This is a genomic window from Haloferax marisrubri (assembly GCF_001469875.2).
Classification (GTDB): Archaea; Halobacteriota; Halobacteria; order Halobacteriales; family Haloferacaceae; genus Haloferax; species Haloferax marisrubri.
In genome coordinates, this window is record NZ_LOPW02000017.1 from 373878 (window position 1) to 393887 (window position 20010).

A 20010-nucleotide genomic window follows, 5' to 3' on the forward strand; every position below is an offset into this window, starting at 1 on the left:
TCGGGTCTGAGACTGCCCGTGGCTCGCGGCGTCCGGCCGCCGCCGCGGACGGCGTCGCTCGTGGACGAGGTTTTACCGCCGCCGCGCCAAGAGTGAGCGTGGCACCGTTCGACGCGATTCTCTTCGACCTCGACAACACGCTCTGTACGAACGACCAGAGCGGCGAGAACATCTACGCCGGCGCGTTCGACGCCGCCGGTCTCGACCGCTTCGGCGAGCCGTCGGACCTCTGGACTGCACTCGACGGCCCGCCGGACCACGACGACCACGAGGGCTACCTCGCCGACGGCTTCGAGCGCGTCGCGGCGAAACACGACCGCGAGGGGGTCGACGTTCGGGCGCTGGCCCGCGGGTTCGTCGAGACGATCGACCACTCGGCGGTCTCGTTCCGCCCCGGTGCCGAGGCCGCGCTCGCCGCCGCCCGCGACCACGCGTCGGTCGGCCTCGTCACCAACGGTCCCGAGCGGCGGCAGTCTATCAAACTCGACGCGCTCGGCATCGCCGACGCGTTCGACGCGGTCGTCTTCGCGGGCGATATGCCGCGGCGAAAACCCCATCCCGACCCGTTCGACCGGGCGCTCGCCGACCTCGACGCCGAGGCGAACGCGAGCCTCCACGTCGGTGACTCGCTGGAGTTCGACGTTGACGGAGCCCACCGCGCCGGCCTCGACGCCGCGTGGTGCCCGGTCGAAACGGGTACTGAAGGCGACCTGGACCCGACCTCGCACGCCCCGGCGTACGTCCTCCGGTCGCTCACCGAGTTTTCTGCGATTCTGGACGGCGGCCCGTGACGGTCCCCCGCGGTCGGCCATGCGGGAACCGTCCGCTGGACCTTTGTTGGCGTCGCCCCTAGAGTGGCTCCATGGACCCCGTCGCAACCGTACTCGCCCGCGAGTTTCCCGAGCGACGCGTCGCGGCGACGGCCCGCGTGCCGAACGGGAACCACAAGCGGACCGCGGTGGCGACGTTCGCCGACGGCGGGGAAGTCGTCGTCCAGACGGCGACCGACGCCGCGGCGCTGGCCCTCGAAGCCGACCTCTCGCGGGCGGTCCGAGAGCGCACGACGATTCCGGTCCCCCGCGTTCTCGCGTCGGGCGCGCTCGACGGGTTCGGATACGTCGTCGTCGAGCGCGCCGCCGGCGACGAACTCCACGAGCGGTTCGTCTCGCTCGATTCGGCGACCCGGCGACGCGTCGCCCGGTCGTTCGGCGTCGGTCTCGGCCAGCTCCACGAACAGTTCACCTTCGACGGCTACGGTCGGCTCGTGCGCTCCGCTCGCGGCGGACAGCGAGCCGACGGGGGCGAACCGGCCGCTGGAGGGGTCGCGTTCGAATCGGAAACGGCGACCGACCGCGGGTTCGACGCCGCGAGCGCCGACGGCAGCGACTGGGAGACGTGGTTCTCCGCCTACGTCCGCGAGGGAATCACCGCGCTTCCGGCCGCGTTCGACGGGCTTCGAGAGCGGTTGGCGGACGCCGTCGCGGCCGCGTCGCTCCCCGCGAACCCGCCGTCCCGCCTCTACCCGTGGGATTTCAGACCGGGGAACGCGCTCGTCGCCGACGGCCGCGTGACCGCCGTGCTCGACTGGGGACAGCCGATGGCCGCCGCGCCGGGGCTCGCCGTCGCCAAGGTCGAACACCTCGTCGCCGACTGGTACGTCGAAGACGGCGCGCCGTTCCGCCGGGCGTTCCGCGCGGGCTACGAGTCGGTCCGGCCGCTCCCGGCGGTGCCGCGCGCCTATCGGGTCGCCGCCGTCGCCCACTCGGCGGTCGATTCGGCGGGAGAAGTCACCCGTCCCGGCTACCCCGAGCGAACCGGGGCGGCCGCGCTCGACTTCCATCGGGACCGACTCGACGCGCTGTTGTGACCGCGGCCGGAATCGGTGCCGCCGACCTCGTTCGAAGGCGCGCCGCACCCCCGCGGCGACACTAACTACTAATTCGGAGTGCGTGGTACAGATAGGCATGGTACGAGAAGACGGCAAGCGAAACTTCGTTCTCGTCGAAGACGGCGAGGAGACAAGCGTGTTCAGCGGAACGTATCCCCGACAGGCGGCGCTGAAGGCCGCCCGACGGCTCCACCCCGCCCCGAGCCTCGACGACATCGACGGGAAGGCGACGCTCAGGCTCCGCGAGCGCGGGACCGACCGCGTCCACATCTACGAGGGGTGGGCGTGGACCGAGGAGAAAGACGATGACGCCCCCGAGTGGATGGACGACTACGTCACCCGGGCGAACGTCTCGAAGCAGGGTATCGAGCACCTCGAGGCGTAAGCCGGGGGTTCGGCGGTTCCGGGGTGACCCGCCTTCGTTTTTTGCGAGTCGCGCGTCGAGTCACCGGCTTAGTCGCCGGCCTGTGCCGCCTCGCCGTGACCGCCATGGCCGTCGTCGCCGACTGACTCCGAGCGGTGGAGCCAGTAGAGGACGCCGAACAGGCCGGTGGCGAACACGTTCAACACGAGCTTGTAGTCCGCCTCGATGCTCACCTCGGCGATTTGGACGCTCTCGGGCGCCGGGATGAGCCCCACGCCGAGGAAGACGAAGTGGATGATGACGCCCGTCAGGACCGCCGCGACGAATATCATCCCCGAGAGGACGGCCGCGAACGTCGTCCCGTAGTACTCTCGGTAGGCGTTCATGATGGGCGGGACGATGAGGTCCGCGTAGATGTAGCTCAGGACGCTCCCGAACGGCAGGCCGTTCGAGAACAGGACCGCTCCGAACGGGACGTTCCCGACCGAGCAGACGAAGGTGGCGACGCCGATGACGGCCCCGAGGACCGCGGTCCAAAAGACGTACACCGGCAGCCCGAACGTCGGCCCCGAGAACACCGAGGTCCACACCGACTCGGGGATGAACCCGGCGATGAGGCCGGCGAAGACGAACCCGATGGCGATTTCGTCCCACAGCATCCCCCACTCCTTCCATTGCTTGTCGGCGAGCGCCTTCCACCCCGACAGCGACGTGGCCTGCTCGCGAACCGTCGTGTTGGCCTCCTCGGGGTCGAAGCTCTCCTTACACGACTTCGAACAGAAGTAGAACGTCCGCCCGTCGTGTTCGACGGAGTACTCCGTCTCCTCGGGGTTCACTTCCATCCCGCAGACGGGGTCGCGGACGGTCTCGGTGCCCTCGTCTTGGACGTTCTGTCGGGCCTGTTCGACCACCTCGTCAGGAACGAGGTAGACGAAGCCGAACGCCATCAGCCCGATGAGGATGAACCCGCCGAGGATGTCGGCCACGAGGAACTGCCAGCCGAGCAGAATCCAGATGACCGCGCCGATTTCGATGACGAGGTTGGTCGAGGCGAACATGAACGCCCCGAGGGTCGCCGCCGCCGACCCGCCCTTCTTGAACAGGTTCTTCGCGGTGGCGATGGCGCTGTAGGAACACGACGAGGAGACGAAACCGAACAGCGAGCCGTAGCCGATTTCGCGCGGGCCGTGGCCCTCCAGTAGCTCCGAGACCTCCTCGCCCGAGGTCCACGCCTCCACGCCGCCGGCGATGGCGAAGCCGACGACGAGCGCCCACCACGTCACCCACGCCATGGCCGCGGTGGTGGAAAGCGCCTCCCGGGCGCTCTCGACGAAGAACGTCCCGAGCGGTTGTGTGGTCGTGAATACGCCGAGTCCGACCGTCGCGAGTGCGATGACCGTGAGTATCGCGTATTCGGTCCGGTCCATGGGGGTAGATATGAGGGGAGCCGTACCTAACTCGGTTGTGCCTAGGAGAATCGGGCTTTCGACGCGGCGTGAGTTTGGGTTCCGAAGACGAGTCGGCGGCCGGGTTTAGACGGAAAGCCGAGCGTCGGCGCGGCGGCTCCGACGACCGGCCGGAAGGCGAGCGATGCGCGCGATACCGGGCGATTCCCCCCGACACCAGAGGGTTAACTTCTCATGGGACCTACCCTCGACGCATGACCCTTACTGCGGAGTTCGTCATCCGTTCGCCCTCACTTCCGTTCGTCAGCCTCGCGGCGTCGCTCCCGTCGCAGCAACTGGAGTGCGTACACGGGCTCTGTCACGAGGGTGGCTCTCGGGTGTTCGTCGTCTACCTCGAACCCGACGACAACGTCTCCGAGGCGGACCTCTCCGCGCTCGACGAGGTCGTGGACACCTCCCCGCTCGGACGTGCGAGCGGCAAGGAGGTCTATCAGCTCACCATCGAGCTGGCGGACGTCGTCTCGGAGGCGTTCGCGCCGGAGCGGTTCACCGCGACCCAGATGGAGCCGACGGTGGTCACGCCGGACGGCTGGTACGAAACCAAACTGTTCCAGAACTACAACGCGTTCAACGGCATGCGGACCCGGTGCGAGGAGTACGGTATCGGGGTCGAACTGGTGTCGATATCGCAGAACCCTCCGGAAGACGACGGCTCGTCCCAGTACGGGCTGACCGAGCGACAACAGGAGGCCCTCCAGTTGGCGATTGCCCGTGGCTACTACGAAAGCCCGCGACAGGTCAGCACGAAAGAACTCGCCGAGGAGATGGACATCTCACAGCCCTCGATGTCGAGTCTCCTCCGGCGCGGCGAGCGGCAACTGCTCACCTCGGCGCTCGGGTCACAGCCCCAGGTGAGAAGCCTCTCCAGGTAGCGCCGACTCGGGCCGGCTGGTTCTTCGGTCGCCTCGCTTCGGGTCGGACCGGGTCGGGGTTCGAACGGCGGTCTCGGCGGGGGACTATTTAAGCGCACTTTCATGATAGCATAACTACGAAGCCGACGGCGACCCACTCTCTATTCGATGACGACAGAATTCGGTTCAGAATTAGACGGGCAGGTCGCAATCGTCACCGGAGCTTCTTCGGGAATCGGCAGCGCGACTGCCGAGTCGCTCGCATCGCGCGGTGCGAGCGTCGTTCTCGCCGCTCGCCGCGAGGGCGAACTCGAAGAACTCGCCGCAACCATCGAAGACACCGACGGCGACGCGCTCGTCGTTCCGACGGACGTCACGAACGACGACGACATCGACAACCTCGTCGAGGCGACGCTCGACGAGTACGGCCGCATCGACATCCTCGTCAACAACGCCGGTCTCATGCCGCTCGCGCACATCGCTGAGGCCGACCGCGAAACGCTCCAGACCACCATCGACGTAAACCTCACCGGCCTCATCAAGCTCACGCACGCCGTCGTCCCGACGATGATGGAACAGGAGAGCGGCCACATCGTCAACCTCTCGTCGGTCGTCGGACGGTTCCTCCAGGCGAACAGTTCCCACTACAACGCGGCGAAAGCCGGCGTCAAGATGTTCGGCGACTCGCTCCGCCTCGACGTCGCCGAGGCCGGCATCCGCGTCGCCACTATCGAACCGGGCGCGGTCGACACCGAACTGCTCGAACACATCCCCGACGACGAGGTCCAGCAGAACGTCAAGGACTACGTCGGCACGATGGACGCACTCGCCCCCGAGGACATCGCCCGAACGATTACGTTCGTCGTCACGCAACCACAGCGCGTCGACATCAACGAAGTCCTCATCCGCCCCCTCGACCAGGTCCAGCCCTGAGTCGGTGTTGGCGGTCGGCGACGCTTACGACGCTTTCGTGACCGACCCGTCGCTTCAGCGGCGGACTCCGACCCTGCTCTCGTTGCTCGGCGTGCGGTCGATTTAAACGCACTTTGCAGATAGCGCCGAGTTCAGGGAGACTCTACGCCTCTATTTAGATACGACTCAGCATGAAAGCAGTACGCATTCACGAGTACGGTAGCCCGGATGTCCTCCGGTACGAAGACGTAGACGAGCCGGAACCGGCCGCCGACGAAGTGCGCGTGCGGGTACGCGCCGCCGGCGTGAACCCGGTCGACTGGATGACGCGGAAAGGCCTCGTCGAGCGAGACGAACTCCCGTGGACGGTCGGCTGGGACGCCGCCGGCGTCGTCGACGCCGTCGGTTCCGACGTGAGCGACCTGGAGGTCGGCGACGAGGTGTACGGTCTCGTCGAGTTCGAGTACGGTGGCGGTACGTACGCAGAGGCCGTCACAGCGCCGGAAGACGAGCTCGTGCGGAAACCGGCGTCGCTCAACTTCGAGGAAGCGGCCGGCGTCCCAATGGCAGCGCTGACCGCGTGGCAGGCGCTGGAGGCGGTCGACGTGGACGCTGGCGAACGCGTTCTCATCCACGCCGCGGCCGGCGGTGTGGGTCACTTCGCCGTCCAGTTCGCACGGGAGCGAGACCTCCACGTCATCGGCACCGCCTCGGGGTCGAACGAAGAGTACCTCCGAGAGCTCGGCGTCGACGAGTTCGTCAACTACCGCGAACAGCGCTTCGAAGAGGTGCTCGACCCGGTCGACGGAGTGATCGACGGCGTCGGTGGAGAGACCTTCGACCGGTCCCTCGAAATCCTGAAAGAAGGCGGTATCATCGACAAGCTTCCGAGTCCGCCGACCGACGAGCAGCAGGAACTGGCGGACGACCAGGGCGTCGAAGCAATCATGACGAACGTCCGCTGGAACGGTGAGTGGTTCGAAGACATCACCAAGCTACTCGCAGACGGCACCGTCTCGGTGACGCTCGACACGGTGTTGCCGCTCTCCGAAGCGCGGGAGGCCCACCGGCTGAGCGAGGAGAAACACGCCCGCGGAAAGATTATCCTCAAACCCGGCGACGACGAGCCCGCGTCGAACTAACTGACGCGTGTCCCCGTGACCGGCGTCGGCTCGGACGCCCGACCGTCGCCTCTCTCGGTCGTAGTGCGATGCGTTGCCGTCGGCGAGTACACGACGCTCCCCGCGTGGATGATGCGTGCGAGGAGCTTCGAAGAGCGTTACCGTTGCGTTCGATTCCCGATTCGAATTCGTCGCGTCCAGACGTAACTCGTCACGAAATGCCTCGCAGAATCACGGGCGCTGCAGCATGTTGAACTTCACTCGCGGCGGAGTCGCTCGATAGTTCAAATCCTTCGCGAAGGGATGATTCTCCACTCACGTTGTTCGCGGAAGAATCATGGGCGCTGCAGGATTTGAACCCACGGCAACTGCGTGAAATAAACATACAGACGGGAGATAACCGCCTCCAAAAGCGTACCGCTGGCGTCTGGTTTCCAAGGAAAGACCAATGCCAGAACACCACACCTTGGAACCAATCGACCCGCCCACCGCGGTCGAGATGTATCTTCAGGAGCGAGAACCGGAAGTTTCAGAAGCGACCCTAAAGGCACACAGATACCGCCTGAACCACCTTATCCGGTGGTGTGAGGCGGTGGAAGAGATAGACAACCTAAACAACCTCACCGGGCGGAAACTCCACCACTACCGTCTCTGGAGGCGAGAAGACGGTGACTTGTCGAACGTGACCGTCAAGACCCAGATGGATACGGTCCGTGTGTTCATCCGATTCTGCGAGCGAATTGACGCGGTTCGACCGAACCTGAGTGAGTCAGTTGTCTCGCCCTCGCTCTCCGATGGAGAAAACCAACGAGAAACGATACTCACGAGCGAGGCGGCTACAGAGATATTGAACCGCTTGGAACGCTTCGAGTACGCTTCCTTCAATCACACGCTACTGATCCTCCTATGGCGAACCGGAATGCGTCTCGGAGCCGCACGGGGGCTTGACATACAGGACTATGACGCACCTCGGATGCGGTTGAAACTTCAGCACCGACCAGAACACGATACTCCCCTGAAGAACGGGAGAGACGGAGAGAGACTGATTGCACTCCGCCCGGATACGTGTGAGGTCCTCTCGGATTGGGTAGAACACCGCCGAAGGGATGTAACGGACGAGTACGGGCGTGATCCGCTATTCACGACGGCCCAAGGGAGAGCGTCACGCACGACGATACGGGAAACCGTCTACCGCCTCACGAGACCGTGCGAATACACGGGAGAGTGTCCACACGGACGGGAGATTGAATCGTGTGAAGCGATGAACACCCGGCGCAAGGCAGCGAGTAAATGCCCTTCATCGGTCTCTCCGCACGACGTGAGGCGAGGGAGTATCACGCACTTCCTCTCTCGTGATGTTCCTGAGAAAGTTGTTAGCGACCGTATGAACGTTGGTCAGCAAGTTCTCTCAAAGCACTACGATCAGAGAACCGAGGAACAGAAGGTAGAACAACGGAGAGGCTACCTAAACAATATCTGAATAGGACGGTACCCACAACAACCTCCAGCCTATTTTTGAACTAGGTCTTACACACCCCACAAATTCACGATATCTTGAGCAATCGTCCGGGTACGGTCTTCTATCGTCTCAAAGCCCCAGGAAGGATAATTGTCTGGAATTCTCTGAGTCATGGTAATATCTGACTGCTCGTACTCAGCGCACTTCTCAGCATACGAGCCATTCCTTACTCTCGAATTCTGCCGGTCTGCAAGTAGCGTAAGGTTTCCAAGTCTGGATTTGTAGTGATCAAAGCGTTCTTCATTATGATTGAAGACCGCTGCCCATGTGCTATATCTCTCCGATGAAAGAGAGCTAAGCGGTGCGATATGCTCAAGATCGACTTGGTCAAGGTCAATTCTGGTCTCACGAGAGCCAGCGTTATAGTAATCTTCCTCCAGAGCACGGAGCAGGAAACGGGTGAAGCGGCTGTTCGGAAGCTCTCGGCCTTTCAATATCTCTTTTAACTGCTTGTCGCTGACGGTACGTTCTTTTATTAGCTCTTCTGCTTCATCCTCCCACTTGGACTGCTTACTATCGATGAGCTTAGTTACAAGTTGGTACATGCTGTCTCGATGGTAAGCTGGCGCAGCATCCTGCAAGTTCAGACGGACATTCAGCTTGTTCGCTAATCGCAGTAAATTCTCCATCTCGTCCGCTGTATCAATGTTCTCGACAAGATACAAGAGGACAACCGGAGCATGAGAATTCTTGCTCTGGAAGAACCTCATTTGGTCGTTAATCAAACTCCTCTTGTTACGCTGATATTTACGAACGGTTCCTTCGTGGATATCTATGTACCTGTCTGTGTAGTCCTCAAGCTTTGAGATGAATCGACGGATCTCTGTAGCCCCCTCATGCTTGTCCAAAGCAGCCGCGAATGTCCGGTAGAAGTCTTTGGTGGTCACTCTACTCCGAACGTCGTATTCTTCGTCGACAATCAAGTAGTGCGTAAACGCTCTTCGGGGGGCTGCGCTGCTCACCTGGTCGTTTTCTTCTAACCGGGTGGAAATGTTTTCCCAACGGCGTCTAACGGACTCCTCGTTCAGTCCAACCAGACTCGCCTCTTCTAGGAGTTTTGTTTTAGCGAGATTAAGCGGAGATAACGCAAGCCCACGGTCGTTTTGTGTTTGAAACACTTGGTACGCCGCAGTCATACTACCACACGAAGTCCGAACTAAATCAACATTGTTGACGACGTTCTTGAGAAGGTCTATTTGTTCATCGGTATCCAGATCAGATAGCTTCTGCTTGAAGAAATCGTACGCTTCACGGATTCGGTGATCCTCTTCAATCAGCTCTGGGCTTCCATCGTAGAGATGTTGGTATGCTTCTTCGTCTCCATCAAGGAGGTGGAGAGTTCGTATTTCGTCTCCGTTCTTATCATGTGTCGTGAGTATGCTCTCTACGTTTTTGTTATCGTGGAGATCTGCAGCATCTCGAATTGCGCAGACTAATATAGAAAATGTAGTCAGTCGCTGTTGGCCATCTACGATCTTGTATGTGTCTACGTCTTCGTCGGACTTCCTCTCATCTTCTACAAGAATAACCTGTCCGACAAAGTGAGAAGGCTTTGCCTCAGTACCTATCGTTTCAATATCATCCCATAATTCGGAACGTTGCTTCTGTTTCCACTTATACTCCCTTTGGAAGATCGGAACACGGAAGATACGGGTTCGTTCACCCAGTAGATCAATAAGCCTCAATTCCTCGGCTTCAAGATCCATATCGCTATTTCCCATACCGTTTGACAATGGAATAGGGTCTTAAAAACTTGTAGATGGGTTGAAATCAGGTATGGACTTCCCGTCTGGATCGGATGCAGTTACGGTCCTTCTCGCACAGTCTGGGCGTAAAGGCTAGGCTTTTTAAGCACTAAGAGGTGGGCATGAAGGTCGGTTGCTATTGCCGTGTTTCTACTCCGGATCAAAACCTTGACCGCCAAATTGGGTCCACTACGTCCTACGCTCAGCATGAACTTGGTGTGAACCTCTCAGAGCTTCGTGTGTATCGAGACAAAGCAACGGGTACGAACACTTCTCGAGACGGCTACAAGCGCCTCATGGACGACGTGGAGGCGGGAGATGTGGAAACGGTAGTTGTTCATGAGATTAGCCGTCTCGCTCGGTCGCTCCAAGATTTAGACCGCACCGTCTCTCGCGTCATGGGGTTGGGTGCGACGATACACTTCGTCAGAGACGGTCTCTCGTTTGGGGACGGAAACGAACAACCGATGTACCGACTGCAGATGCAGATGCTCGGAGCGTTCGCAGAGTGGGAAGCACGAGTAAAGCAGATGAACACGAGAGAGGGCATAGCGGCACGTCAGGCAAACCCTGAGTACCACCACGGCCCCGCCCCGCTCGGATTCGAGAAAGACGATGGGATGCTCATAGAGGGCCCGCAATACGACCGTGTGGTTGCTGTTCTCGACATGGTTCAGAAAGGCGAACTCTCGAAACGGAGTGCAGCAAAGGAACTGGACACGTCTCGTCGGACTATCTCGCGAGCGTTAGATCGGGATAGTTTGTATGGACTCTAATCAAGAACGGTCCACTCGCCCGTCGCTACCAACCTTTTCAAGTCTTTAACCTGTACGGTGAATGCATCGTTACCGACCTCGCCCCGAAACCAGAACCGACGTTCTTGTTCACCCGGATACGTACCGCTCGCGAAGGCGATTACGATTTCACCGTTTTCGGTTCGATATCTGCTCTCTTTCATTCGAATTGGATTCCATTGACCAGACTATTCTACCGTACTTCTTGCGGTTGTCCTCGGTCGTACGGTAGACCGGAAACGCTTACCGGTTGGTCGGTCCTCTCGTCCCGCGTTATACTCGGGATTCCTTGCGGGTGTCCTCAGTCACTCTCTCCGAGACTACTCAGTCTCTTCGAGAGCGAGACCCACGCCTAGGCTAGCTTGCTTGAGCCCCCTATCCCTTTAGACAGCAACGGTGGCTGGGGTTCAGGGTGACAGGGTTATGGTCACGGGAGACTACTTCCCGGTACTTTCCATATCCCGCTCTTCACCGTCGGTCGTTTCTCAGAGTAAATAAGGGTTTCATCGCTACAGTCGCTAACGGTCGAGTACGTACCGTATACAACCAAACTTGTATATAGAACAATCACATTTGTTTATCTACTATGTCTCAATGCTTTGGCTCCATATCGGTTGGAACGAAGACGGATGATGCTATGTGTGAGTTCCTGAACCGTGAGTCGGAACAACTTGGGGTATCTAATTCTGAACTCATTAGACGAATTCTCGAACACTACCGAGATGGGCGGTCTGGGGACCTTCGGTGTCCACATTGTGAGGGACTGCTTGAGGTGGTGGTATAGCCATGCCCTTTGAGAAGGCACCAAGTGAGCTGGCGTCACCTCATTCTGGACTCACGTCACCGGGGTTCAGACTCGGGGTTATCTCGATAGCTATCCTTCTGATCTCGGTCTACGTTCAGACGATGCCGAGAAACGAGGTGGGCGTTGTATGATCCCACTCCAAGAGAACGTGGCTGAACGAGCCGTTCGGACCCACAGCTTTGAGCATCACATTCGGTGGGACTATGTTCTGATTGTACTCGCAGTTGTGTTAGTCACGTATTCACTCAGACACTCTCAACTCTCCCGAGACGGCGGGAGTGGACGGCGGGAGCCGGACCCAGAGGGAGAGGCGGGACCCACGGAGCGATAGCGGAGTGGGGGCAAACACCCTCGGACGGAAGCCCGCCTTATCGAGTGGGCGTGACGCAGAGATAATCCGATAATACACAGATGTAGCGAACCATCTGTGGTTTTGGTTCTGTTTATCTTGAGATAACTACTTGTAGAGTACCGTGTTCGGATCTAGCGGAAGCCACGACGACGGCGACTCGCGTCACGTAACGTGTTCAAATCAGTCTGGACAGGGGGGTTTGCTTCGGACCAATTGCTCTCCTGTACGGTCAATTCCAATCGAGAAGTATCGGGATGGGCGCTGCAGGATTTGAACCCACGGCAACTTGGTCCGAAGCCAAGCACTCTGTCCAGACTGAGCTAAGCGCCCTACATGACTTCGTCTGTTGTGGACTGTTTTAAATGGATTGATTCGAGGCGGCGACTCCGCGCGATTTATACCCGACCTCCGAACAGTACGGGGTATGTCTCTCGGCACGCGAGCGCGCGGGTTCGTCGAACTCACCCGACCGGGAAACGCCGTCGCCGCGGGCGTTCTCACCTTCACCGGGGCGTTCGTCGCCGGGGCGACTCCGGGCGACGCGCTCGTCGTCGTCGCGGCGATGCTCGCCACCGTGTTCGCCACGGGCGCGGGCAACGCCATCAACGACTACTTCGACCGCGACATCGACCGCATCAACCGACCGGACCGGCCCATCCCGCGCGGCGCGGTAACCGCGGCAGAGACCAAGTGGTTCAGCGTCGCGCTGTTCGGCGGGGCGGTCGCCTCGGCGCTCGTCCTTCCGGTCGTCGCCATCGCCATCGCCGTGGTCAACCTCGTCGCGCTCCTCGCGTACACGGAGTTCTTCAAGGGACTCCCCGGCGTCGGCAACGTCGTCGTCGCCGCGCTCACCGGTTCGACGTTCCTCTTCGGCGGCGCGGCCATCGGCGAGCCGCTCGGCGCGGTCGTCCTCTGCGCGCTCGCCGGGCTGGCGACGCTGACCCGCGAAATCGTCAAAGACGTAGAAGACATCGGCGGCGACAGAGAGGAGGGGCTTCGGACGCTCCCCATCGTCGTCGGCGAGGAGGCGTCGCTGTGGCTCGGGGCCGCGGTCCTCGTCGTCGCCGTCGGCGCGAGCGCGGTGCCGTTCGTCTGGGGCGGGTTCGGACTGGCGTATCTCGGGGTCGTCCTCCCGGCCGACGCCGTCATGCTCGCGGCCGCGGTTCGGTCGTTCGCGGACCCGGCCGCCGCCCAGCGCCGACTCAAATACGGGATGTTTTTAGCGGCGTTCGCCTTCATCGTCGGACGGGCGACGGCACCGACGGGAGGACTGTTATAAATGGACGCGAACGAACAATCGGTCAGTTTCGGGGGAACGCGCCGACGAACAGGGAGTGTTCGATTCTCCAATCAAAAAGAATATTACCGGCTCACCGCATGGTCGTACTATCCGATGACCCCCGGCGAGCGGAAGCGTCACGCGACTGCGTTCCTCGGAGTCGACGCCATCGAACCGAGGTACTCGCATGTATAAGCTAGGCGCAGACCTCGACGTCGAGGTCGAACCGGGCACGAACCTCCTTCTCGTGGGACCGCCCTTGACCGGCAAGCGCTCGCTGGCGCTCGACATCCTCGCGGAGGGGACCCGAAGCGGCGAAGGCTCCGTCATCGTCACGACCAAAGACGGCGCGGACCGCATCCTCAACGACTTCGGAAAGCGACTCGACTACGAGGGCAAACCCGTCGCAGTCGTCGACTGCGTCACGAAACAGCAGGGCGTCGGCGAGGTCCGCGACGACGAGCGAATCCGATACACGTCGTCGCCGGTCGACATGACCGGTATCGGAATCAAGCTCTCGGAGATTCTCCAGGAGTACTACCAGGACCGCGGACTCGCGGAGAACCGCATCATGCTCCACTCGCTGTCGACGCTCCTGATGTACGCCGACCTCCAGACCGTCTTCCGATTTCTCCACGTGTTCACCGGCCGCATCCAGAGCGTGGGCGGCCTCGGTCTGTTCACCATCGACGCCGACGCCCACGACGACCGGACGATGAACACCATCAAACAGCTCTTCGACGGCATCATCACGACCCACGAGGACGCGCCGCCGGACATCCGCATCGCGGACCACTAGGCCGGCGCGACTCGCTCCGACGACGACGGCGAGAGAGAACCCCGGTGACGTGGACCGAGACGATGACACGACCGCGGAGACGGTAGTCCCGACTTCCGGACTGGGACGGCGGCCGCGCCGCACACCCGCCTGACGTTTTTATCCGCAGACGGCCACGGTGTACGTATGCCCATCACCAGCGACGACGACATCCGCGCGCTGTTCGACGCCGAGACCATCGCGGTCGTCGGCTGTTCGGCCACGCCCGGCAAGCCCGCCCACGACGTCCCGGCGTACATGCAGCGCCACGGCTACCGCGTCGTTCCGGTCAACCCCTTCCACGACGAAATCCTCGGCGAGACGGCGTACGACTCGCTCGCCGACGTGGACGAGGACATCGACCTCGTGGACGTGTTCCGACCGTCAGAGGAGGCGGGCGACATCGTCGACGCCGCAATCGAGCGCGCGGCCGACCGCGGCGACGTGGAGGCAGTCTGGCTCCAACTCGGCATCCGCGACGACGACGCGGCCGCCCGCGCCGAGGAGGCGGGACTCTCGTTCGTCCAGGACAACTGCTTCAAAGTCGAACACTCGCGGCTCGCCTGAGAACGCGAACGAAGGTTCTGCCGGGGGCCGCGTCCGACCCGTCTTTTGTCACCCTTCCCACGACTCGAAGTCGCCGTAGACGCCCTTCGAGAGGTATCGCTCCGAGGAGTCGGGGAAGACGGTGACGACGGCGTCGTACGGGAGGTCGAGGTCGCCGGCGGCGGCGCGCTCGGCCACGTCGATGGCGGCCAGCGAGTTGGCCGCGGCGCTCGACGCGACGAGGTGGCCTTCTTCCGCGGCGAGGCGCTGCATCTCGTCGTGGGTGTCGCGGTCGGCGACTTGGACGATTTCGTCCACCAAGTCGGGGTCGAACAGCTCGTTCGTCGCGGGGTCGTGCGTGCCGATGCCCTCGGTCTTGTACGACGCCTCGGCCACGTCGCGGCCGTGGAGTCGGGCGTAGAGCGACCCCTCGGGTTCGACGGCGGTGACGAACGTGTCCTCGTGGTGCTCGCGGCCGTAGCGCGCCATCCCCATGAGCGTGCCCGCGGTGCCACAGCCGGCGACGAGCGCGCCGACCTCGCCGTCGAGGGCGTCGTAAATCTCGGGTGCGGTCGTCTCGTAGTGCGCCTCGGGGTTGAGCGGGTTGGAGAACTGCTGGGGAACGACGGCGTCGTCGAGTTCGTCGGCGAGCTTGTGGGCGCGGTCGATAGCGCCGCCCATCCCGTCGTCGGTGGGCGTGTTCACCACGTCGGCTCCGAGCGCGCGCATGAGCGTCTGTTTTTCCACGCTGAACCGCTCGGGGACGACGAACACCGCGCGGATGCCGAGCTGTCCGGCCGCGACGGCCAGCCCGATGCCGGTGTTGCCGGCGGTCGGCTCGACGATGGTACCGCCCTCGGGGAGTTCGCCCGATTCGAGCATCTGTTCGAGCATGTACTTCCCGATGCGGTCTTTGACGCTCGCGCCCGGATTGAACGATTCGAGCTTCGCGTAGACGGGCACCTCGTCGGGCGACGCGTGGACCCTGACGAGCGGCGTCTCCCCGACGGTGTCGAGCACCGAGTCGAAGGGTTCGCGGTGCGTGGTCATACGCGGGCAAAAGTTGCCCCTGACCCTGAACGTTTTCATCCCGTTGTCACCCCTCGTCGGAAGTTGGCTCGTGTGAGACCGATTCGAACGACGCGTCTCTGGGGGTCGAGTTGAGGGTCTGGGGGGAGTGCGGTGTCGAAAGAGAACGAGAGAGACGGAGGGGTCGGTCGGCTTACGCGTCGTCGTTGGTCGCGTCGCCGTCAGACGCGTCGGCGGTCGCCTCGGTCTCGTCTCCGGCCGAGCCCTCCTCGGCCTCAGAGATGTGCGCCTGCGCGATTGCGGCGTCGAGGTCGACGCCCTGTTCTTCCGCGATGGCTTCGAGAATCGCCCGCTGTTCGGCGTTCTCGGCTTCGAGTCGGTCGACGCGCGACTTCGTCTCGTTGACCGTCTCACGGACCTCGACGACCTGCTCGCGCAGTTCGTTGAGTTTCTTGTACACGTCTTCGGCCATCTCTGCGACCTTCTGGAGCTTCTTCGCGGTGCCTCCGAGTGCCATGTGTCGCCTCTCGGACTCGGGGCTTGTACGACTTCCGGTGCGGTGTCGCAAGAAGGCCGGACGCGAACATCGCGAGCGGGGCGGAGAGACCGGGCCTCAGCCGAGTTCGTTCGGGTCCACCCGGTCGACGACGAACCGGAGGCCGACGAGCGCGACGACGCCGACGAAGACGAGCCCCGCGACTGCGGCCTTCGCGCCGATGCCCGCCGTCCCGAGCGCCAGCCGCGCGGCCGTGTTCGCGGGACTCAGGGGGAGAAGCGACGTGCCCGCGAAGACGAGGAGCACGCCGATGGAGTACAGGAGCTGTGCGACCCGGCGGTCGGGCGAGGTAATCGCCACCGCCGCGCCGAGGGTGACGACGACGGCCGAGAGCCCGGCGACCATACCGAACAGCCACGGGACGCTCTCGATGGCCGTCCCGTTCAGTTGGAGGAGGACCATCCACGCGATGGCCTGTACCGGTGCCAACCCGCCGGCCGCGAGGAGCTTTCCGTCCACGACGGCCGCGAAGCTCACGGGCGCGACCCGCAGGAGTTCGAGCGTCCCGCGGGCGACCTCCTCCGTGAGCGAATCGACCACCAGCGACCCCGAGATGAACACGGGCAGGAACAACAACAGCGGGACGAGCACCGTGTAGGTGAAGCCGAAGTACGGGCTCGACTCCGCCGCCGGAGGGAGGGAAAGCGGGGTCGTGGAGAGGAACGCGCTCCGTTCCGCGCGCTCGTTGCGCTCCAGTTCGCGGAGCGCGTCGCGGAGACGGGTCACCACCGCCGTCGTCTCCACGCCCGTGTCGGGCGCGACCGCCGCGACTCGTATCCTGCCGTCCTCGCCCGTGGACGCCTCTAAGACGGCATCGACCTCCCGCCCTTGGAACGCCGCCATCGCGGCCGACGACGAGGCGTACGGTCGCCCGCTGAGCCCGTCTTCCGTCCCGACGGCGCGAAGCAGGTCCTCGACGGCCTCCTCGTCGCCCGTGACGGCCACGTCGACCTGATAGCTCGCCGCGCCGGGGTCGTACAGCGAGACGAGGCCGACGACGAGGAACGACGAGAACGCCGCGACGAACAGCTGGATGGCCAGCGCCAGCACGATGGTCTTCTCCTTGCGGAGGCTCCCGAGTTCGCGCCGAGCGATGGCGAGTCGCGGGCTACCCAAGGGCGCTCACCACCTGGAGGTTGTAGACGAGGTGAATCGCGATAGCACCCACGAGCGCGACGCCGTAGGCCGAGCGCCCCCGACTCGCCCCGAAGGCGGTCACGCTGGCGGTCACCGCGTGGAGCGCCAGCGGCGCGAGGAACAGGCCGAGGACGACGAGGGCGCTCACACCGGTGCCGTCGGCGATGCCGACGCCGGAGGGCGCGAAGGCGGTCTGTCCGAGCGTGAGCGACTGCAACCCGGCGAGTTGGGCGATGGCGGTGAACTTCTCGCCGACGAAGAAGCCGAGGCCGGAGAGTCCGCCGAGGACGAGCGACGACCGGAGCGTCCGCGAAAAGCGCGCCTTCTCGAAGGCGGCGAGGACGTGGAGGCTCTTTGCCAACTCCTCGATGACCGCGACCGCGACGAGAATCATCGGAACGGTCAGGTCCACCGGGAGGACGAACAGCACCGCGATGGCCAGCAGTTCGGCGATGAAGACGAACGGAATCGACAGCGCAGACAGGGTCGCCACGGAGCGCGCCCGCGAGATTCGGCTGTCGAGCGCGTCGAGGAACTTCAGCGGGACCGGCCGCTGGGTGAACATGTCCTCCTCGCGGTAGACGCCGACGCCGAGGAGGAACAACACGCCCGCGGCGAGGAGAATCGGCCCGACGGAAAACAGGAACTCGCCGAGCGGAATCGACTCGCCCGCGAGGTCACGGACGACGAGCGTCAACGGCGAGATGAGCGCGATGGGCGTGACGTTCGTGAAGATGGCCGGGACGAACGTGTACGTCGTCAGGAACACCGACACCGTCACCGTGACGAACGTGAGTTCCTTGAACGAGCGGGCGAACATCGCGCCGACGAACGTCGAGGCGAGAAACAGGAGGCCGATGGGGACGACCGCGGCCACCGAGACGACGCCACCGCCGACCGCCGCCGCGATGGCGACGGTGATAGCGACCGTTCCGAGCAGGTACGGCAGCGTCTTGCCGGCGACGATGTCGCCCGGCGAGATGGGCGCGACGAGGAGCAGTTCGCCGCGGCGGTTGATGCGCTCGTTGAGGACGCTCGACCCGTAGGCCTGAATCACGAAGTTCATCGGCACGAGGAAGGCGAAGGCGAGGACGAGCGAGGCGAACGGGAACGGCGGACTGATGCTCGCCGGCGACCCGCTGGTGTCGCCGCCGAAGAGGCTCGCCATCCCGCCGAGTGACGGGGCGTCGACGCCGCCGTCGTCGGCCGCCGCGGCGTCGGACGCGTCCGGGCCGTCGGCCGAGGTTCCGCCCGCGTCGTCAGCGGTTCCGCCACCGGTTCCGGCGTCGGCTCCGCCGCCACTACCGGTTCCGGTTCCGCCACCACCTCCGCCCGCACCGCCGTCGACGCGGCTCCCGGCCGGGACCAGCGCGTCGCGCTCGCGGTACTGGAGGTCAACGACGACCGGGAACGCCGCGGACTGGTTCTCCTCGCGGGCCATCTGTCTCTCGTTGTACGACTGGACCGCGTCGCGGAACGCGCTGTAGGCGGCCCGGCCGGTCTGCGTGTCGGCGACCGAGATGTGCGTCTCGCTGACGACGAGTTCGACGTTCGGGTCGGAGACGGGCCGCGGGTCGAGCGTGGATGACTGGTCCACGGCGTCGTAGTAGGGGCTGTCGCCCGCGATGCCGACGCGGTAGAGGTCGCGGTCGAGCGCGACGCCGCCGCCCGCCGCCCCGGCCGCGATGCCGCCGGCGACGAGGACGGCGACCAGGCCGATGACGGCGGTTCGGCGGTCGAGCGTCCCCGCCGAGCGCGACACCTCCCAGCGGGCGATTCGGAGGACGGTCCGGGCGTGCGCGACGAGCCGCGTTCGGAGGTCGGTCACGACTGCCCGTTACCTCCGGGGACCCGCTGTTCGTGCTCGCCAGCGCCGATGGACTCGTCGGCGGCCGCTCCGCGACCGCCCTCGGCTTCGCTTGTCGTCGGCGCTTCGCGGGCGAGTCGGAGGAAGATGTCCTCCAGCGACGCCTCGTCGGTTCGGATGTCGGCGACGCGGCCGCCGGCGGCCTCGGCGCGCTCGCGGAGCGACTCGACGGCCGCCATCTCGTCGACGACGGCGACGTGGCGCGCTTCGCCTTCGCCTCCGACCTCGTCGTCCGCGGGGAGCGTCTCCGCGAGCGGGACGGTCGTGAAGACGCGGTAGGTGGTCTCGCCGTGTTCCGCGCGAATCTCGGGGACCGTCCCGCGGGCGATGATTTCGCCGCGATTCATGATGACGACGCGGTCGCAGATGGACTCGACGTGAAAGAGGTTGTGCGCGCTGAAGACGACGGTCTTGTCCTCGTCGCGGAGTTCGCGGACGAACTCCAAGACGACGTTCGTCGTCAGCGGGTCGAGGCCGCTGGCCGGTTCGTCGTAGATGAGCAGGTCGGGGTCGTTGACGAGCGACCGGGCGATGGCGACCTTGCGCTTCATCCCCTTCGACATGTCGCCGAGTCGGCGGTCGCGGTACTCGAGGTCGAGGCGGTCGAGCACCGCGCCGGTTCGCTCGTCGGCCACGTCGCGGGGCACGTCGTAGAGGTCGGCGAAGAATCGGAGGTACGACCGCGCCGTCATGTCCTCGTACAGCGGCGACTCCTCGGGGAGAAAGCCGAGTTTTCGCCGCATCGCCGGCTCTTCGGGGTCGTATCCGAGCACCGACGCCGACCCGCCGGTCGGTTCGACGAGTCCGGCGAGCATCTTCAGCGTCGTCGTCTTCCCCGCGCCGTTGGGGCCGACGATGCCGAACACCTCGCCCGACTCGACCGAGAAGTCGCTTCCCACGACGGCGGGGAAGTCGCCGTAGGTCTTCCGGAGGTTCTCGACCGTAATCATTGAGAGACCTTC

At 63.6% G+C, this 20010-nt stretch carries 18 protein-coding genes and 1 tRNA gene; 11 read left to right on the plus strand and 8 right to left on the minus strand.

The features are described 5' to 3' along the window. Positions 1 to 98: 98 nt before the first annotated feature. From AUR65_RS14110 to AUR65_RS14120, 3 genes are all read left to right on the plus strand, one after another. Entirely contained in the window at positions 99 to 791 is a 693-nt protein-coding gene (locus AUR65_RS14110) for an HAD family hydrolase (protein WP_058567469.1), read from the plus strand. Positions 792 to 862: 71 nt separating this feature from the next. Continuing rightward, complete coding sequence (locus tag AUR65_RS14115) at positions 863 to 1867, plus strand: phosphotransferase family protein (RefSeq protein WP_058567470.1); 1005 nt, start codon at positions 863 to 865, stop codon at positions 1865 to 1867. A 97-nt stretch (positions 1868 to 1964) separates the two neighbouring features. Then, entirely contained in the window at positions 1965 to 2273 is a 309-nt protein-coding gene (locus AUR65_RS14120) for a non-histone chromosomal MC1 family protein (protein ID WP_058567471.1), read from the plus strand. Positions 2274 to 2341: 68 nt separating this feature from the next. Here AUR65_RS14120 and AUR65_RS14125 read toward each other — a convergent pair whose 3' ends face one another. Further along, a complete protein-coding gene (locus AUR65_RS14125) occupies positions 2342 to 3679 on the minus strand; it encodes a permease (RefSeq protein ID WP_058567472.1) in 1338 nt (445 codons plus the stop codon). Positions 3680 to 3912: 233 nt separating this feature from the next. Between AUR65_RS14125 and AUR65_RS14130 the strand changes: the two genes are divergently transcribed. The 4 genes from AUR65_RS14130 (at position 3913) to AUR65_RS14145 (ending at position 8082) form a co-directional block, all read left to right on the plus strand. After that, complete coding sequence (locus tag AUR65_RS14130; RefSeq protein WP_058567473.1) at positions 3913 to 4590, plus strand: helix-turn-helix domain-containing protein; 678 nt, start codon at positions 3913 to 3915, stop codon at positions 4588 to 4590. 147 nt (positions 4591 to 4737) lie between these two features. After that, complete coding sequence (locus AUR65_RS14135) at positions 4738 to 5502, plus strand: SDR family oxidoreductase (RefSeq protein ID WP_058567474.1); 765 nt, start codon at positions 4738 to 4740, stop codon at positions 5500 to 5502. Positions 5503 to 5672: 170 nt separating this feature from the next. After that, positions 5673 to 6623 carry an NADP-dependent oxidoreductase gene (locus AUR65_RS14140; protein ID WP_058567475.1) on the plus strand — a complete coding sequence of 317 codons (951 nt, stop codon included), beginning with the start codon at positions 5673 to 5675 and terminating at the stop codon, positions 6621 to 6623. Positions 6624 to 7050: 427 nt separating this feature from the next. After that, a complete protein-coding gene (locus AUR65_RS14145) occupies positions 7051 to 8082 on the plus strand; it encodes a tyrosine-type recombinase/integrase (protein WP_084816460.1) in 1032 nt (343 codons plus the stop codon). Between the two features lie 47 nt (positions 8083 to 8129). Here the strand turns inward: AUR65_RS14145 and AUR65_RS14150 are convergent, their stop codons facing one another. Continuing rightward, positions 8130 to 9842: a DUF262 domain-containing protein gene (locus AUR65_RS14150; protein WP_084816461.1), complete on the minus strand. Its 1713-nt coding sequence runs from the start codon at positions 9840 to 9842 to the stop codon at positions 8130 to 8132. A gap of 146 nt (positions 9843 to 9988) precedes the next feature. Here AUR65_RS14150 and AUR65_RS14155 point away from each other — a divergent pair, with 146 nt between their 5' ends. Beyond that, positions 9989 to 10642, plus strand: a complete 654-nt coding sequence (locus AUR65_RS14155) for a recombinase family protein (protein WP_058567477.1) — start codon at positions 9989 to 9991, stop codon at positions 10640 to 10642. 1430 nt (positions 10643 to 12072) lie between these two features. On the opposite strand, the gene AUR65_RS14160 is transcribed toward AUR65_RS14155, so the two are convergent. Continuing rightward, positions 12073 to 12147, minus strand: a tRNA-Arg gene (locus AUR65_RS14160). A gap of 94 nt (positions 12148 to 12241) precedes the next feature. Here AUR65_RS14160 and AUR65_RS14165 point away from each other — a divergent pair. The 3 genes from AUR65_RS14165 (at position 12242) to AUR65_RS14175 (ending at position 14480) form a co-directional block, all read left to right on the plus strand. Next, on the plus strand, positions 12242 to 13096 hold the full coding sequence (locus tag AUR65_RS14165; protein ID WP_058567478.1) for a geranylgeranylglycerol-phosphate geranylgeranyltransferase: 855 nt from the start codon (positions 12242 to 12244) through the stop codon (positions 13094 to 13096). A 187-nt stretch (positions 13097 to 13283) separates the two neighbouring features. After that, on the plus strand, positions 13284 to 13895 hold the full coding sequence (locus AUR65_RS14170) for an RAD55 family ATPase (protein ID WP_058567479.1): 612 nt from the start codon (positions 13284 to 13286) through the stop codon (positions 13893 to 13895). A gap of 165 nt (positions 13896 to 14060) precedes the next feature. Continuing rightward, complete coding sequence (locus AUR65_RS14175; RefSeq protein ID WP_058567480.1) at positions 14061 to 14480, plus strand: CoA-binding protein; 420 nt, start codon at positions 14061 to 14063, stop codon at positions 14478 to 14480. A gap of 48 nt (positions 14481 to 14528) precedes the next feature. Here AUR65_RS14175 and AUR65_RS14180 read toward each other — a convergent pair whose 3' ends face one another. The 5 genes from AUR65_RS14180 to AUR65_RS14200 form a co-directional block, all read right to left on the minus strand. After that, positions 14529 to 15509 carry a PLP-dependent cysteine synthase family protein gene (locus AUR65_RS14180; RefSeq protein ID WP_058567481.1) on the minus strand — a complete coding sequence of 327 codons (981 nt, stop codon included), beginning with the start codon at positions 15507 to 15509 and terminating at the stop codon, positions 14529 to 14531. Between the two features lie 172 nt (positions 15510 to 15681). Further along, on the minus strand, positions 15682 to 16005 hold the full coding sequence (locus tag AUR65_RS14185; protein WP_058567482.1) for a DUF5798 family protein: 324 nt from the start codon (positions 16003 to 16005) through the stop codon (positions 15682 to 15684). A 96-nt stretch (positions 16006 to 16101) separates the two neighbouring features. Then, positions 16102 to 17160: an ABC transporter permease gene (locus AUR65_RS14190; protein WP_058567483.1), complete on the minus strand. Its 1059-nt coding sequence runs from the start codon at positions 17158 to 17160 to the stop codon at positions 16102 to 16104. Next, the gene (locus tag AUR65_RS14195) at positions 17153 to 19009 is read right to left on the minus strand and encodes an ABC transporter permease family protein (protein ID WP_058567484.1); all 1857 of its coding nucleotides are present in this window, start codon (positions 19007 to 19009) and stop codon (positions 17153 to 17155) included. Before AUR65_RS14195 ends, AUR65_RS14190 begins: the two co-directional genes overlap by 8 nt. Beyond that, a complete protein-coding gene (locus AUR65_RS14200) occupies positions 19006 to 19998 on the minus strand; it encodes an ABC transporter ATP-binding protein (RefSeq protein WP_058567485.1) in 993 nt (330 codons plus the stop codon). The genes AUR65_RS14195 and AUR65_RS14200 overlap by 4 nt, the downstream gene beginning before the upstream one ends. Positions 19999 to 20010: the final 12 nt, after the last annotated feature.